The organism is Mesorhizobium sp. 2RAF21 (genome assembly GCF_052115345.1).
GTDB classification, from domain to species: domain Bacteria; phylum Pseudomonadota; class Alphaproteobacteria; order Rhizobiales; family Rhizobiaceae; genus Mesorhizobium; species Mesorhizobium terrae.
This window is the reverse complement of the sequence record NZ_JBFRGM010000017.1, coordinates 102,270-118,394: the sequence shown is the minus strand read 5'-3', so window position 1 is coordinate 118,394 and position 16,125 is coordinate 102,270. Positions and strand designations below refer to the sequence as shown.

The window sequence follows — 16,125 nt, the reverse complement described above, 5'->3', positions numbered from 1 at the left end:
CTCGAAGCCGCCATTTTCGGCGGCCGGGTTTTTCCAGGGCCCGGACTTAGGGCTCGTCACCAGACAGCGCCACCGTTAGCGCTGCCAGTCCGGCACCGGCGCCCTCCCTGATACCCGGTGCGCACCAGGTTCCCGTGAGGGCGATGGGCCGATTGTCGTGCAAACCCCGAACGTGTGGGCAAATCTAGACGTGGTTTCTTGCGCAGTTTTCGGCAAGCGACTGAACAGGCGAGGTTCTTTCTTTGGACTTGCGCGCACCGCCGCGCATTCAATCCACATCCTGCACCGCTCCGGTGCATCGGCGTTCCGGCATGGATTCCCGACACGCTCCGCTCCCTGCGGTCGCTCACGCGGTCGGGAATGACGAATGTTCTGAAACGCTTTCGTCAATCGCCAACGGCTTTGAGAGTAGCTGTCGTTCGCGTCGGTTTCGATGACCGCCGTTGTTCACACCAACGGTTTTAGGGATCGCTGTTGTTCGCAGCGCCCCTGATGCAAAGCCGGGCATGGACAATCGGCGAGACCATCCACGCGTCTCGACATTCCCGACCGCGTGAGCGACCGCAGGGAGCGGAGCGTGTCGGGAATCCATGCCGGAACGCTGGAGAAACCGCCAGCGACGCAGAACCACATATCGGCCGCGCGGAAACAGCTGCCGACGGCTCAGAACAAACAAAAAGGCGGAACGCGGGCCCGAAGCCGGCGGAACGGTGACGAAGATAGCGGCGGTTCGAGGCCGGCGGGGATACGCAACACGCAGGTCGACGGCGGCTGAGCGCGCGGCTCGACGGCGGCGTGCGGCAACGCGGAGCCCGCCGAAAAGAAAAAGGCGTCGCACCGGGCGACGCCTTTCTTGTTTCGCAGACCTTCGGTCCGCCGTGCGGACGGACTTAACCGACCTGCTCGTCCCAGCCGGAGATGGCCTTGACCTCGAGGAAATCCTCAAGACCCCATTTGCCGCCCTCGCGACCGAGGCCGGACGCCTTGTAGCCGCCGAAGGGGCTGCCATAAGGACGGTCGGCGCCGTTGATCTGCACCATGCCAGCGCGGATGCGGCGTGCAACACGCTGCGCCTTGACCTTGTCCTGGGTCTGCACATAGCCGGAAAGGCCGTAGGGCGTATCGTTGGCGATGGCGATGGCATCGTCTTCGGAATCGAACGGGATCATCGCCAGCACCGGCCCGAAAATCTCCTCGCGGGCGATGGTCATGTCGTTGTTAACGTCGGCGAAGACGGTCGGGCGGACATAATAGCCGCGGTTGAAGCCTTCCGGACGGCCGAGGCCACCGGCGACGACACGCGCGCCTTCCTTGATGCCGGCCTCGATCAGGCTCTGCACCTTGTTGAACTGCACTTCCGAGGAAAGCGGCCCGATATGGTCGCCATCCTCCGCCGGATTGCCGACCTTGACGGTGGCGGCATAGTCGGCGGCGAGGCTGACGGCGCGGTCATAGACCGGGCGCTCGACCAGCATGCGTGTCGGCGCGTTGCAGGACTGGCCGGTGTTCTCGAAGCAATGGGCAAGGCCGCGCGCGATCGCGTCGGGAAGGTCGCTATCGGCGAAGACGATATTGGGCGACTTGCCGCCGAGTTCCAGCGCGACGCGCTTGATGCTTTCCGAGGCCGATTTGGCAACCGCGATGCCGGCGCGCGTCGAGCCGGTGAAGGACATCATGTCGATGCCCGGATGACGCGACATCGCCTCGCCAACCCCGGGGCCGTCGCCATTGACCATGTTGAACACACCGGCCGGGAAGCCGGCGTCCTCCATCATCTCGGCAAAGACGATGGACGAGATCGGCGCGATTTCCGACGGCTTCAGCACCACCGTGCAGCCGGCGGCGATGGCCGGCACCACCTTCAGCGTGACCTGGTTCATCGGCCAGTTCCACGGCGTGATCAGGCCGCAGACGCCGATCGGCTCGTAGACGATGTGCTCCTGCTTGTCGCGCTCGGAGAGCGGCGTCTCGAAATGGAAATCCTTCAGGGTGCGGATGAAGGCCTTGATGTGGCCGGCACCGCAGGCGGCCTGCGATTCCAGCGCCAGCTTGATCGGCGCGCCCATCTCGTCGGAGATGGCCTTGGCCATGTCGTTCATGCGCTTGTTATAGGAAACGAGCAGGCGCTCAAGCGCTGCCAGGCGTTCCTCGCGGCTGGTGCGGCTCCAGCCGTCGAAGGCGCGCCGCGCGGCCGCGACGGCCTTGTCGACATCGGCGGCCGAACCCAGCGAGATGACCGCGAAGGGTTGCTCGTCGGCCGGATTGGTCACCTCCAGCTCCCGCGGCGCCGCCGGCGCGACCCATTTGCCGTCGATGAAGAAATCCGTCTTGCGCAGCATGATGTTCTCCCTGTTGGCGGCCGTTGTAACAGCCGGCCCGCCGGTGGCGGGCGATGAAACCGACCCGTTTTTTAGAGCCTATCGACAAAGTTCTAGCCTTGCCAGACGGGCCTGCTCAAGCCTCAGCGGCGGGAGGCGCGTGAGGCCAGAGGCGGGTAAGGAATGGCCCTTCAAGCCCCGTACAGACGCCTTTTGGGGCACCGGGCGTTGACGATGCGTCTACCAGGCTATGAACGCCGGCTTAGTATTTTTTTCCATATCGCCCAGGCGTGAATTCATCTATCTATTTGAAATTAAAGGATTAAGTAAAAAGGATGGAATCCGACCGCGAAATTTCAAGGGGCGTTTTCCTGATCCACGCGGAACAATTTCGTGATTGGAAAGTCGACTGGGCCGCTCCCAGATATGCCCTGTCCGAACGACGCGAATTCCTCCCAAGAACACGCCGCATGACGGACAGAACTTTGAAATTCGGAGTACGAAAATGAAAAAGATTGCTCTTGCTACTGCTGCTCTCCTGGTTGCCGCTGGTTCGGCTTTCGCTGGCAGCGACAACTTCAACGCCTATGCCGGCTCGAACCCGCATGCCACGGTCGACTCTTCCTACACCGCTTCGGTGAAGGGTGGTTCGGTGTCGCACGACGCCAGCATCAAGGACGTCAAGCCGATCACCGACGGTGCTCCGCGCCTCGGCGGCAACAGCTAAGTTACGGCTGATACGGCCGTCGGCTCGCGCCGACTGCCGGTACCAAAAAGCGGTGGGCTTGCCCGCCGCTTTTTTGCGTCTGGGACATGCCGCCATGAAGCATCCCCGCCGCACGCTTTCCAATCGACATCGCTGCCCTTGCGACGCTCCCTATATAGAGAGTTCCTTAGAGAGCGGCGCGTCCTCCCGAACAGGCACCCACCAGGCCGGATCAGCCGTGCGCTCGGCATGACCGGGCGTCCCTGCCCGTTCTCTAAAAACCGCCCATAAACCCGCAGATTGGTCACCGTTCGTTGACGGTGCGTTCAGACCGTCCTGAACGCCGGCTCATTATGCCGGACCGACCGCCGCGACCGTGACAATGCAAGATATTGAAATTGCTACAAAATAATAAGGTCATATGTCATGCTTACGAAACTTCAAGGGACAATTTCGCATGGCTGATAAACATTCTTGTGATTGGAACCTTTCACCCCCCAAACCCATTTCAGTGTTGTCCGAACGACGCGAGTTACCTCCCAAGACCACGACGCTTGACGGACGCAACATTGAGATTTGGAGTACGAAAATGAAGACGATCGCTCTTACCGCCGCTGCCCTCCTGGTTGCCGCCGGCTCTGCTTTTGCTCAGGGCAGCGACCACTACGGTTCGAACTACACCTATTCGAACGTTGACAGCTCCTACACCGCTTCGACCCAGAAGGGTTCGGCTGTTTCCCATGATCTGGGCGCGACCGTGAAGCCGGTCACCGATGGCGCTCCGCGTCTCGGCGGCAACAGCTAATAGCCAAAAGACTGGGCCGTCGGCTTTGCCGACGGCGGTGAAAAAAGCGGTGGGCTTGCCCACCGCTTTTCTCGTTTCAGGACACCCGTGTCCCCGCCCCTTTTGCCGGTTGCCGGCTGCCCCGGACCAAACCGCGAAACAACGTTCAGCCAGCGGCGACACAGCGGTCGGATCTGGTGAACGCCAGGCGGTATCTTTCGCGAGACGCGACCGCGCCACACCCATAACATACTGTAAAATATTGGTTATTTCCACCTTTCGTATCGGCCCGATCAAATTTCAAGGGGCATTTTCACACGGCGCATGAACATTCTTGTGATTGGAACCTTTAGGGGCCCATCGCCATTTCCCTGATATCCGAACGACGCGATTACCTCCCAAGAACCACGCCGATTGACGGATGGAAAACCGAACCTTGGAGTTACGAAAATGAGAACGATTGCCCTTACCGCCGCCGCCCTTCTGGTCACCGCCGGTGCCGCCTTTGCAGGCAGCGACAATTTCGACGCCTATGCCGGCTCGAGCCCTTATGCGGCTTCGGCAAAGGTCGACACACTGCCCACCGCCTCGATCCGCCAGCATGACGCCACACTGCAGTGGCTGAACGGCGACCGGCAGACCTCCGCCGACAAGGCAGCCCAGGCGGCCATCGACTACCGCGTCAATAATTTTGGCAACCGCTAAGCGCGACTGAATACGAACTGCGAAAAGCGGCGGGCTTGCCCGCCGCTTTTGATTTTCCACGAGGCCGCATAGCCGACTGCCCGCCGGCATCTCCCGCCGTCCACCAGCCGAGCGCCGGATGCCATTTTCCAGCGACGCTCATCCCCCGAAATATCGACCGTGCAAAAACCGGTTGCAATTTGAAATCTGTCACCCTATAAACCAGTTGCAAATTGCAATTGGTTTTGGAGGATTTTGCAATGTCCAAGCTGGTCGTGCGCGCATTCTCGATATCGGTCGACGGTTACGGCGCCGGGCCGAACCAGAGCCTGGAAAACCCGCTCGGCGAAAACGGCATGAAACTGCACGAGTGGTTTTTCGACACCCCCACCTTCAAGGCAATTCATGGCGGAAGCGGCGGACAGATGAGTTCCGACGAAGACTTCGCCGCGCGCAGCTTCGACAATCTCGGCGCCTGGATCCTCGGCCGCAACATGTTCGGCCCGGTGCGCGGCCCTTGGCCGGACGAGAACTGGAAAGGCTGGTGGGGCACCAACCCGCCTTATCACGTGCCGGTCTTCGTGCTGACGAACTACGCCCGCGCGCCGCTCACCATGGAAGGCGGCACCGTCTTCCATTTCGTCACCGACGGTTTCGAGGCAGCGCTTGCCAAAGCGAAGGAAGCGGCACAGGGCAAGGACATCCGCGTCGGCGGTGGCGTGTCGACGCTGAAGCAATATCTCAAGGCCCGGCTGATCGACAACCTGCATCTCGCCGTCGCGCCGGTGCTGCTGGGCTCCGGCGAAAACCTGTTCTCGGGCATCGACTTCGCGGCGCTGGGCTACCGCATCACCGAGCGGGTGCCGACGGAGAAGGCGGTGCATCTGACCGTCGTGCGCGACGACTGACTTTCATCGCCACGTTATCAGCGTCTTTCGAAACAAGCGCGCGATCGCGAAACAGAAAGAGGGCCTAGCGGCCCTCTTTTTCGTCTTCAGCGGTGCCGTCTCCGGCAGCTTCTTTTGGTATCGCGCCTCAGGCGGCCTTGGCGGTCGCCTCATAATGGGCGAAGGAACGGCCGTCGGCGTCGAAGATGTGCAGGTCTTCGGCATTGGCGGTGAGCTTCAAGATACTGCCGCGTTGAACCGTGACATTGCCCGGCAGCTTGGCGGTCAGCGGCTGGTCGGCACGGCCGATGTCGATATAGACGAGCTGAACCTCGCCGAGTTGCTCGACATAATCGACCTTGCCTTCGAAGAGATAATCGGCGCCGGTGGCGACGAAGAGATCCTCGGGGCGCACGCCGAAGGAGATGGAAGTGCCCTGCGCACTGGCGGGCGTTGCGATCGGCACCGATGCCTTGCGGCCGCCGAGATGGCTGACCGTGGTGGTAGCGCCCGTCTTGTCCACGGTTCCCGGCAGGATGTTCATGGCCGGAGAGCCGATGAACTGGGCGACGAATAGATTGCCGGGCTTCCTGTAGAGGTCCATCGGCGTGCCGACCTGCTCGATATGGCCGTCCTTCAAAACGACGATACGGTCGGCCAGCGTCATCGCCTCGACCTGGTCGTGGGTGACGTAGATCATCGTGGTGTTGGGCATCGATTCCTTCAGCTTGGCGATCTCGATGCGGGTGGCGACGCGCAATGCGGCGTCAAGGTTCGACAACGGCTCGTCGAACAGGAAGACCTTGGGATTGCGCACGATGGCGCGGCCGATGGCGACGCGCTGGCGCTGGCCACCCGACATCGCCTTGGGCAGGCGGTCGAGATATTTGGTCAGCTGCAGGATTTCAGCCGCCTGCTTCACGCGGCGGTCGATCTCGGCCTTGTTCTCCTTGGCGATCTTCATGCCGAAGGCCATGTTGTCGTAGACGGTCATGTGCGGATAGAGCGCGTAGGACTGGAAGACCATGGCGATGCCGCGCTTCGACGGCGGCACGTCGTTGACCCGCTCGCCAGCAATGCTGAGATCGCCCGAGGTGATCTCCTCCAGCCCGGCGATGGAGCGCAGCAGGGTGGACTTGCCGCAACCCGACGGGCCGACGAAAACAATGAACTCGCCCGATTTGATGTCGAGGTCGATGCCATGAAGAATGTGAATGTTGCCGTAGGACTTCTTCACCTGCCTCAGCGTCAGATCGGCCATTATTTCCTCCCGTTCAGTTCATTTCCACTCAGGCGACACGCCCGAACCACGCACCATAGCCGCCGAGGCGAAGCTTGCCGGTTGTTCCAGACTGCGATGAGAAACCATGTCCCGGCAAAGGTTGCAAGGCGCGTCCCGCGCCAAGGTCGACTTCGGTCGGACGACCGCTCAGATTGAAGGCGCAGACGATGCGTTCATTGCCTTCGCGGCGCGCGAACACCACGGTGTCGCCGTCGCTCGGCATGAATTCGATCTCCCCCCTGGCCAGCGCCGGATGGGTGCGGCGGAAGGCGAGGAAACGACGGTAGTGCTGCAGCAGCGACGCCTCGTCGCTTTCCTGCACATTGACCGCCCTGGAAAGATGTTCGCCCGGCACCGGCAGCCAGGGCCTGGCCTTGGAGAAGCCGCCATTGGCCGCGGCCGCGTCCCACACCATTGGCGTGCGGCAACCGTCGCGGCCCTTGAATTCCGGCCAGAAGCGAATGCCGTAGGGGTCCTGGAGGTCCTCGAAAGCGAGGTTGGCTTCGCTCAAGCCAAGCTCCTCGCCCTGATAGATGCAGACCGAGCCGCGCAGGGAAAAGAGCAGCGCCGAGACCACCTTGAGATAAGAGACCGGGTCGGCTTCGCCGGCGGCCCAGCGCGAGGCGTGGCGCACCACGTCATGATTGGAGAAGGCCCAGCACGACCAGCCATCGCTGGCGACGCGGCCGAATGCTTCGAGCACGGCGCGCACCTTGGCCGCGCTGATCTTTTCAGGCGCCAGGAAATCGAAGGAATAACACATGTGCACGCGCTTGCCGGCGGCGGTGTAGGCCGCGACCACTTCGAGGCCGCGCTGTGAATCGCCCACCTCGCCGACGGCAGCGGCGGCCGGATATTCGTCCAGCAGCGAGCGGAAACGTTCGAGGAAGCCGAGATTTTCCGGCCGGCTCTTGTCGTAGATGTGGTCCTGATAGTTGTAAGGGTTCACCGAAGGCGCGGTCTGGTCGTTACGCTCCTCGGGCGGCAGCGCCGGATTGTTCTCCAGGCCCTGGCTGTGGAAATAGAAATTGATGGTGTCGAGGCGGAAACCGTCGACGCCGCGCTCCAGCCAGAAGCGGGTGGCCTCAAGCAGCGCGTCCTGAACCTCAGCGTTGTGGAAGTTGAGGTCAGGCTGCTCGGCCAGGAAGTTGTGCAGATAATATTGCTGGCGGCGCGTGTCCCACTGCCAGGCGGAACCGCCGAAGATCGACAGCCAGTTGTTGGGCGGCGTGCCGTCAGGCCGAGCGTCGGCCCACACATACCAATCGGCCTTGGCATTGGAGCGGCTGGAACGGCTTTCGACGAACCAGGGATGGATGTCGGCGGTGTGCGACAGCACCTCGTCGATCATCACCTTGAGGCCGAGACGATGCGCCTCGGTCACCAGCGCATCGAAATCCGCTAGCGTCCCGAACATCGGGTCGACATCGCAATAGTCGCTGACGTCGTAGCCGAAATCCTTCATCGGCGACTTGAAGAAAGGCGAGATCCAGATCGCGTCGACGCCCAGCGAGGCAATGTAGCCGAGACGGGAGGTGATGCCCTTGAGATCGCCGATGCCGTCGCCGTCGGTGTCCTGGTAGGAGCGCGGATAGACCTGATAGATCACCGCGCCACGCCACCAGTCGCGATCGACCGCCGGTGCCGGCATCTCGGCCATGCGCTGCACTGCCTGCTTCACCATCAACCTCCTTTGACCGAGCCCGCGAGCAGGCCGCGCACGAAGTAGCGCTGCAGCGAGAAGAACACAAACAATGGCACGATGATGGTCACGAAGGCCGATGTCGTCAGGATTTCCCAATTGCCGCCGCGCGAACCGAGCAAGGCGTTGAGCTTGGCGGTCAGCACGATCTGATCGGCGTCGGTGCCGAGGAACACCATCGCCACCAGAAGGTCGTTCCATACCCACAGGAACTGGAAGATGGCGAAGGAAGCAAGCACCGGGAAGGACAGCGGCAGCACGATCTTGACGAAGATCTCGAAGTCGCTGGCGCCGTCGATGCGGGCCGATTCCATGATCTCGCGCGGCAGGCCGGCGATGTAGCTCCTGAGCAGATAGATGGCGAAGGGCAGGCCGAAGCCGGTATGCGCCAGCCAGATGCCGAGATAGGTCTTCGACGGCACGCCGAAGAACAGGCCGACGCCGTTATAGAGCTTCAACAGCGGGATCAGCGACATCTGCAGCGGCACGACAAGCAGGCCGATGATCACCGCGATCAGCAGCGCACGTCCGGGAAAACGCATCCAGGCCAAGGCGTAGGCGGCGAAGGCCGCGATCAGGATCGGGATGATCGTCGCCGGGATCGTCACCGTCAGCGAATTCAGGAACGAACGGCCGATGCCTTCGGAAAACAGGACGTTGCGATAGTTGTCGGTGGTGAACTTCGGCGGCGCCGAGGCTTCGAAATAGACGCGCTGGCCGCGATCGCCCTCGAAGGCCTTGGGCGAGGACAACAAGTAGGAGCCGTCGGCGTTCACCTGCAGGGTCACGCCGTCGCCGAGATCGGCCGGAGCGCCGGCCTGGTATTTGCCGGGTTCCTGCGAACGGGTGCCGAAGGAAGTGACGGTGCCGGCGTCGCCGGCGGCGAGCAAATTGCCGGTGATGATGTATTTGCCGTCCTTCTGCGCCTGGTCCTTGGCGGTGCCGAGGCGGCCGGCCGATGTCTGGCTGGAGGTCGCGAGCGCCGTCCACCAGCCGGAGACGACGATCTGATCCTTGTCGCGCAGCGACGAGATCAGGATGCCGAGCGTCGGCACCGTCCACAGGGCGACGAAAAACAGCACGGCAAGGTGGACGCCGAAGCGGCCGATGAAGGATTTTCCGGATGCGCCGGCCATCTCAGTGCCCTCCCGTTTCCCTGTTGGCCTGCCGGATGTTCCAGACCATGATCGGGATGACCGCGATCATGATGATGATGGCGATGGTGGCGCCACGGCCGAAATCGCCGCCGCCGCGGAACATCCAGTCGAACATCAGGTTGGCGAGCACCTGGCTGTTCCATTGACCGTTGGTCATGGTCAGCACGATGTCGAAGACCTTCAAAACCAGGATGGTGATGGTGGTCCACACCACGGCGATGGTGCCCCATATCTGCGGGATCATGATCTTCCAGAAAATCTGGAACGGGTTGGCGCCGTCGATCACGGCGGCCTCGATGGTTTCTTCGGGAATGCCGCGCAGCGCCGAGGACAGGATGACCATGGCAAAGCCGGTCTGGATCCAGATCAGGATGATCATCAGGAAGAAATTGTTCCAGAACGGCAGCGAGATCCACACTTGCGGGTCGCCGCCCAGGCCGGTGACGATGGAGTTGAGGATGCCGATCTGCGTCTGCCCATCGCCGCGAAATTCGTAGATGAACTTCCAGATGACGCTGGCGCCGACGAAGGAGATGGCAAGCGGCAGGAAGATCAGGCTCTTGGCGATGGTGCCCCACCAGATGCGGTCGGTGAGAACGGCGATGATGAGGCCGAGGAAGGTGCAGGCCGCAGGCACCACGGCCAGCCACAAGATGTTGTTGAGGATAGAGTTGCGGAACTCGCGGTCGCCGAGCGCCCACTGATAGTTGGCCAGCCCGACGAAGGAGGTGCCGCCGCGGTCGAGGAAGGAGAGCCTGAGCGTCTCGATGACCGGGTAGATCAGGTAGATGGTGAGGATGATCATGGCCGGGCCGACGAACAGCCAGGGCCGGACCATGCCTTGCCGACGCAGATTGTTGATGGCAGCCGCGCCGGAGACGCCGCGTGAAGGAAAGATGAGGTCGACGAGCTTGTTGGCGCCCCAGAAATAGGCGACACAGCCGCCGACGCCGATCACTATGACGAGAATGGCCGATAAGATCTGAGCCGCCATGGGTTCCTCCCCTCGCTGCGGATCGATGACTTCGCCAGACCTGGGCAGCGCGATGGACGCCACCCGGGCTGATTGCCGGTTCCCCTTCCCAGGCTCCCCGAGCCCGATCCGGGACCTATTCGCCCGGATCGGCCTGCCCTGGGAGGCCGCACTCCTGGATTTTTACTTGATCGCGTCCCAGCTCTTCTGGATGTCGTTGGCGACCGCCTCCGGCGATTTGCCGCCGACCATGTCGACCATGCCGGTCCAGAAGGAACCGGCACCGATCTTGCCGGGCATCATGTCGGACCCGTCGAAGCGGATGGTGGTCGCCTCGGTCAGGATTTCGCCCTGCTTCTTGAGCGCGGCGCTGCCGTAAGTTTCCTTGTTGGCTTCCTTGAGCGGGGTGACGAAGCTCTTCTGTGCCATCCACAATTCGTGAGCGAGCGGCATCTGCAGGAACTTGATGAATTCGCGCGAGGCCTTGGAATCCTTGGTGATCATCACCAGGGTGCCGGCAACCTCGAGCGGCGTGCCGAGTTCAGGCTTGGATGCATAGGCGGGATAATAGAAGAAATCCGCATCCTGGCCGAGCTTGACGCCTTCCGGGAAGAAGGACGGGATGAACGACGCCTGATGGTGAAGGTAGCACTTCGGCGGCACGGCGAAGAGGCCCTTCGGGCTGTCGCGGAAGTCGGTCGCGGCGACAGCGGCGGCACCGCCGTCGACCATTTTGTCGTCGGTGGCGACCTTGGCGAAAATGCTGAGCGCGTTGACGACGCGCGGGTCGTTGAACTTGATCTCGTTGGAGACCCACTTGTCGTAGACGTCCGGCGTCTGCGTGCGCAGCATGATGTCTTCGACCCAGTCGGTCGCCGGCCAGCCGGTGGCGCCGCCGGAGCCGAGCCCGATGCACCAGGGCTTGTGGCCGTCGGCGATGATCTTCTGCTCGAGCGCGGTCAGTTCTTCCTGGGTCTTGGGGACCTTGTAGCCGGCCTCGTCGAAATTGTCCGGCGAATACCAGACCAGACCCTTCACATCGATCTTGTACGGCAGGGCGTAGAAGCCGGGCTTGCCGTCCTTGTCCTTGAAGGTGCCGAGCGCCGCCCAGGAATCGCCGGCGGCATAATTGTCCTTGACCCATTTGGCGGTGTCGTCACCGAGCGGCGACAACAGGCCCTTGGAGGCGAGATCCTGGATCAGGCCGGGCTGCGGCAGAATGGCGACGTTGGGCGGGCTGCCCGCCTGCGTGTCGATGACGATCTGCTGTTCGTAGTTCTCCGACGAGGAGTATTTGACCTCGGCACCGGTGGCGGCGGCAAAATAATCCAGCACCGAACGGGCCAGGGCCTCGTCCTCGCCGCGCCACGGACCGAAAATGGTCAGCGTCTCGCCCTTCAGGTCGACCTTCTTCAGGTCATCGAAATTGGCCCAGTGAAATTTGGAATCCTCGCCGGGCTTGAACTTCAGTTCGGCTGCCCCGGCGGATGCGGCAAAGGCCAGCGCCACAAGCGCCGTACCCAGCAAAAACGTCTTCTTCATTGCAATCCTCCCAATGGATCGAAATACCGACGGAACCTCCATTCCGCCGCCGACATCACCTCGACTGTGCCCGAGCAAGAAAGGGACTGCAACCTTTCGAAACCGGTACTCAAAGCGCTTTGGCTTCCCGCATCTCGCCATCGAATCCGCGAAGAGTCAAGGGCACGGTTAATAAATCGATTTAAATAGGTGAAAGACATGGTGAAAATCGCGGTGCAGCATTATTTTTTGGCAGTGCAGCAGCAAATTTTCTTCAAACCGGACTTTTTCAAGCTTATGCTGATTTTCCCCGACGATGCCGGCGGCAAAGGCCAGCATCGGATTCGAAGCGCTTTGAAGACCGGAGGCGCCTGTGAACCTCAAGCAGCTGTCGCAGATGCTGCAATTGTCCCAGACCACGGTGAGCCGCGCGCTGAACGGTTATCCCGAGGTCAACGAGGACACGCGCCGGCGCGTCGCCGACGCCGCCAAGCGTCACGGCTACCGGCCAAACCCGTCGGCAAGGAGGCTGGCGACCGGCAAGACCGGCATGATCGGCTATGTCATGCCGACAGGGGCGACGGTTGATATCGACCCGCATTTCGTCGAGTTCCTGTCGGGGCTCGGCGATTTCGCGCGCTCGCACGAACTCGACCTGGTGCTGAGCCCGACGGCTGCCGACGAGGAAGAGACGACCTATCGCCGTATCGTCGCCAACAAGCAGGTCGACGCCGTCTATGTCTCGTCGCCATGCCCGGCCGACAAGCGCCTGACGCTGCTCGACCAGCTGCACATTCCCTACATCGTGCACGGCCGCTCCGAGGGGCTGGACTTTGCCTATCCATTCCTCGACATCGACAATGAAGGCGCCTTCCACGAAGCGGCACGGCTATTGATCCAGTTGGGGCACAACCGCATCGCGCTGGTCAACGGCGAAGACTGGAAGACCTTCGCCATCCATCGCGAGCGCGGGGTGCGCAAGGCGCTGAACGCCGGCGGCCTCGCGCTGCCGGACCATCGGCTGATCTCCAACGCGATGACCGACGAGAACGGCTACCGCGCGACGCGGCGGCTGTTCGAGCAGGACGACAAGCCGACGGCGATCATCTGCTCCAGCCTGTTCATGACGCTCGGCGTCATGCGAGCCCTGCGCGACCTCAATTTAGCGGTTCCCGCCGACGTTTCGGTCATTGCGCATGATGACGTCTTTCCCTGGCTGAAACCGGAGAATTTTTCGGTGCCGCTGACGACGACGCGCTCCTCGATCCGCGCCGCTGGAGCGCGGGTGGCCGAGCGGCTGGTGGCGCGGCTTTCGGAACTGGAAGACGGCGCCCGCGGCGAAGTGTGGCCGGTCGACCTGGTGGTGCGAGGCTCGATCGCCGGGGCACCGCCCGGCGCCTGAGCCGGTGGTATCTACCTACCTGGCGGCGGGCCAGATCTCCGCCGGCAGGGTCGTCGCCCGCGCGGCGCGCGCAATCGCTTCCACCTCGCCTGATGTGCCGGCCAGCGCCGCCGCCTGCTTCCTGGCGATCACCAGCCCATGGGCAAGCGGCGACCGCCGGCCGAACAGGCGCCGCAGCAGCGGCTGGCGCGCGCCGCGCGTCGGCGCGAAACGGGCCGGCGTGGAAAGGCGTCCGATATGATCGGCAACGGTATCCGTCCAGCCTTCGACCAGCCTGGCGCCGGGCTCCAAGAGAAGCAGCCAGTCTCCCTTGGCCACGCCGATGCCGGCCTTGATGCCACCGGTTGCCAGATAGCGGCAGCCGGCGTGCTCGGCCACCTTGGCGGTCTGGTCGGTGGAGCCGAGATCGCAAACGATCACTTCGCGCACCATGCCCTCGACGACGCCACCGACGAGCGAGGCGAGCGTGCGCGCAAGCCCTTCCTCGTCGTTGCGGGTTTCGATCAGCACACTGAGCATCTTTGCCGAATAGCGGAAAGCCGCGCCGCGCGCCAGTTTCGAGTTCGATGACGAAAGTTCTTGATTTGTTCTCATGGAGGCAATAGGAATAATTTCATGAGAACAGCGATTCGACGCCCAGCAGACAGCCCTTGGGAAAGAGCCAAAATGGAACAGGTCGTGCGTGCCGACATTGCCGCCTTCGGCGCCGGACGGGCCGAGATGGCCAATGCGATCATGGAACAGAGCGGTATGCGCGTGCGGCCGGATCGCAATCGCGGCCGTTCCGCTGGCATCAATCCGTCGGGCCGCTTCGAACCGGTGAGCCGTCATGTGTTCGACGATGGCTGGGAATCGCTCGAGGAGTTGCCGCCGTTCAAGACCGAAGTGCAGGTGGAGAAGCCGCGCACCATCATCACGCGCAATGAATCGCCCGATATTTCCTTCGACCGTTCGATCAACCCTTATCGCGGCTGCGAGCACGGTTGCGTCTACTGCTTCGCGCGGCCGACGCATAGTTTCATGGGCCTGTCGGCGGGGCTGGATTTCGAGGCCAAGCTGTTTGCCAAGCCGGATGCGGCGCGGCTGCTGGACAAGGAGCTTTCCAAGGAAGGCTATCAGCCGCGCACCATCGCCATTGGCACCAACACCGACCCCTATCAGCCGATCGAGCGGCAATACCGCATCATGCGCGAGATTCTCGAAGTGCTGGAGGCGCGCGGCCATCCGGTCGGCATCGTCACCAAATCGGCGCTGGTGACCCGCGACATCGACATCCTGTCGCGCATGGCCGAACGCGGGCTGGCCAAGGTGGCGCTGTCGGTGACGACGATGGACCGCATGCTGGCCCGCACCATGGAGCCGCGCGCGTCGACGCCGACCAAAAGGCTGGAGGCGATCCAGCAGCTTACGGATGCCGGCATCCCGACCTCGGTGATGGTGGCCCCGATCATTCCCGGCCTTACCGATCCGGAGGTCGAGCGCATTCTCGATTCCGCCCGCGCCGCCGGCGCCCGCGAAGCCGGTTACGTGGTGCTGCGGCTGCCTTTGGAAGTCAGCCCGATCTTCAAGGACTGGCTGCTGCGCCACTATCCCGACCGCTACCGGCACGTCATGTCGCTGATCCGGTCGATGCGTGACGGCAAGGACTACGATTCGGAATGGGGCAAACGCATGAAAGGCGCGGGTCCCTATGCCTGGCAGATCGGCCGCCGCTTCGAGATCGCCGCCAAGCGGCTCGGTCTCAACGTCGAGCGCAGGCAGCTCAGGACCGACCTGTTCACGCCGGCCACACGACCCTTCGAGCAGCTGATGCTGCTGTAGACCGGTGGGCAGGATCGCCCTGCCCTATCGGGTGCCGGCACCATCTCCGGCACCCGACACAAGATCCCGTCCGGCCCTGACCCCCGGCCGTCAGACGGTACCCTCCGGCCCGCCGCCCCAGCCGGCCGGGAGGGCTTGCGGAGAATCGGGACCGATGCGAGTTTCGCCGCATTATGGCTCGCGCGCGTTCCGATTCTCCGCTTCTGTTTGAAATCCTCGAGCGGCCGGATTTCTCCATCGAGAGGAAGGCCATCGCCGAAGGGCTGTGGCCGGTGGCCGGCATGGACGAGGCCGGGCGCGGGCCGCTGGCCGGCCCGGTGGTGGCCGCCGCCGTGGTGCTCGATCCGAACGACATCCCCGACGGTCTCGACGATTCCAAACGACTGACGCATGCCCAGCGCGAAGCCGTGTTCGAGACGATCCTGGCGAGGGCCCAGGCCGTCTCCATGGCCTCGATCTCGGCGGAAGGCATCGACGACACCAACATCCTGCGCGCCAGCCTGGAAGCCATGCGACGGGCGCTGTGCGGCCTTTCGCTTGAGCCCAAGCTGGCATTGGCCGACGGCCGCGACGTGCCGCCCGGCCTGCCCTGCGCAGGACGCGCGCTGGTCAAGGGCGACCAGCGCTCGCAGTCGATCGCGGCGGCCTCGATCGTCGCCAAGGTGATGCGCGACCGCATGATGACCGGCTGCGGCCAATGCCACACCCATTACGGGTTCGAGGTGCATATGGGCTACGCCACCGCCCGCCACCGCTCGGCCATCGCCTCGCACGGGCCGCTGCATCGCCTGCACCGCGTATCCTTCGCGCCGTTCCGCAAGGACGTTGCAGCCGAAGACTAAGGACATCCCCCAACGAAAAAGCCGCCAGGTTTCCCCAGCGGCTTTC

At 62.9% G+C, this 16,125-nt stretch carries 14 protein-coding genes; 7 read left to right on the top strand and 7 right to left on the bottom strand.

The window, feature by feature from the left end:
- Positions 1 to 890: 890 nt before the first annotated feature.
- A complete protein-coding gene (locus AB4136_RS25255) occupies positions 891 to 2,339 on the bottom strand; it encodes an aldehyde dehydrogenase family protein (protein ID WP_036255186.1) in 1,449 nt (482 codons plus the stop codon).
- A gap of 484 nt (positions 2,340 to 2,823) precedes the next feature.
- Between AB4136_RS25255 and AB4136_RS25250 the strand changes: the two genes are divergently transcribed.
- From AB4136_RS25250 to AB4136_RS25235, 4 genes are all read left to right on the top strand, one after another.
- Complete coding sequence (locus tag AB4136_RS25250; protein ID WP_024927120.1) at positions 2,824 to 3,045, top strand: DUF680 domain-containing protein; 222 nt, start codon at positions 2,824 to 2,826, stop codon at positions 3,043 to 3,045.
- A 568-nt stretch (positions 3,046 to 3,613) separates the two neighbouring features.
- Positions 3,614 to 3,829: a DUF680 domain-containing protein gene (locus AB4136_RS25245; RefSeq protein ID WP_137901107.1), complete on the top strand. Its 216-nt coding sequence runs from the start codon at positions 3,614 to 3,616 to the stop codon at positions 3,827 to 3,829.
- 429 nt (positions 3,830 to 4,258) lie between these two features.
- Complete coding sequence (locus AB4136_RS25240) at positions 4,259 to 4,513, top strand: DUF680 domain-containing protein (protein WP_137901108.1); 255 nt, start codon at positions 4,259 to 4,261, stop codon at positions 4,511 to 4,513.
- Positions 4,514 to 4,752: 239 nt separating this feature from the next.
- A complete protein-coding gene (locus AB4136_RS25235; RefSeq protein ID WP_137901109.1) occupies positions 4,753 to 5,400 on the top strand; it encodes a dihydrofolate reductase family protein in 648 nt (215 codons plus the stop codon).
- 127 nt (positions 5,401 to 5,527) lie between these two features.
- Here AB4136_RS25235 and AB4136_RS25230 read toward each other — a convergent pair whose 3' ends face one another.
- The 5 genes from AB4136_RS25230 to AB4136_RS25210 all read right to left on the bottom strand — a co-directional run bounded on the left by AB4136_RS25230 (position 5,528) and on the right by AB4136_RS25210 (position 12,035).
- Positions 5,528 to 6,640: a sn-glycerol-3-phosphate ABC transporter ATP-binding protein UgpC gene (locus tag AB4136_RS25230; protein WP_137901110.1), complete on the bottom strand. Its 1,113-nt coding sequence runs from the start codon at positions 6,638 to 6,640 to the stop codon at positions 5,528 to 5,530.
- A gap of 28 nt (positions 6,641 to 6,668) precedes the next feature.
- A complete protein-coding gene (gene bglA / locus AB4136_RS25225) occupies positions 6,669 to 8,321 on the bottom strand; it encodes a beta-galactosidase BglA (RefSeq protein WP_137901136.1) in 1,653 nt (550 codons plus the stop codon).
- Positions 8,322 to 8,344: 23 nt separating this feature from the next.
- Positions 8,345 to 9,499: a carbohydrate ABC transporter permease gene (locus tag AB4136_RS25220; RefSeq protein ID WP_024927126.1), complete on the bottom strand. Its 1,155-nt coding sequence runs from the start codon at positions 9,497 to 9,499 to the stop codon at positions 8,345 to 8,347.
- Position 9,500: 1 nt separating this feature from the next.
- The gene (locus AB4136_RS25215) at positions 9,501 to 10,514 is read right to left on the bottom strand and encodes a carbohydrate ABC transporter permease (protein ID WP_024927127.1); all 1,014 of its coding nucleotides are present in this window, start codon (positions 10,512 to 10,514) and stop codon (positions 9,501 to 9,503) included.
- Between the two features lie 162 nt (positions 10,515 to 10,676).
- Positions 10,677 to 12,035, bottom strand: coding sequence for an ABC transporter substrate-binding protein (locus tag AB4136_RS25210; RefSeq protein WP_024927128.1), 1,359 nt, complete (start codon positions 12,033 to 12,035; stop codon positions 10,677 to 10,679).
- 352 nt (positions 12,036 to 12,387) lie between these two features.
- On the opposite strand from AB4136_RS25210, the gene AB4136_RS25205 reads away from it, so the two are divergent.
- On the top strand, positions 12,388 to 13,416 hold the full coding sequence (locus AB4136_RS25205) for a LacI family DNA-binding transcriptional regulator (protein ID WP_024927129.1): 1,029 nt from the start codon (positions 12,388 to 12,390) through the stop codon (positions 13,414 to 13,416).
- A 15-nt stretch (positions 13,417 to 13,431) separates the two neighbouring features.
- Here AB4136_RS25205 and AB4136_RS25200 read toward each other — a convergent pair whose 3' ends face one another.
- Entirely contained in the window at positions 13,432 to 14,010 is a 579-nt protein-coding gene (locus AB4136_RS25200; RefSeq protein ID WP_373426392.1) for a glycosyltransferase family 2 protein, read from the bottom strand.
- 72 nt (positions 14,011 to 14,082) lie between these two features.
- On the opposite strand from AB4136_RS25200, the gene AB4136_RS25195 reads away from it, so the two are divergent.
- Positions 14,083 to 15,237: a PA0069 family radical SAM protein gene (locus AB4136_RS25195; protein WP_024927131.1), complete on the top strand. Its 1,155-nt coding sequence runs from the start codon at positions 14,083 to 14,085 to the stop codon at positions 15,235 to 15,237.
- Between the two features lie 173 nt (positions 15,238 to 15,410).
- Entirely contained in the window at positions 15,411 to 16,079 is a 669-nt protein-coding gene (locus AB4136_RS25190) for a ribonuclease HII (RefSeq protein WP_137901111.1), read from the top strand.
- Positions 16,080 to 16,125: the final 46 nt, after the last annotated feature.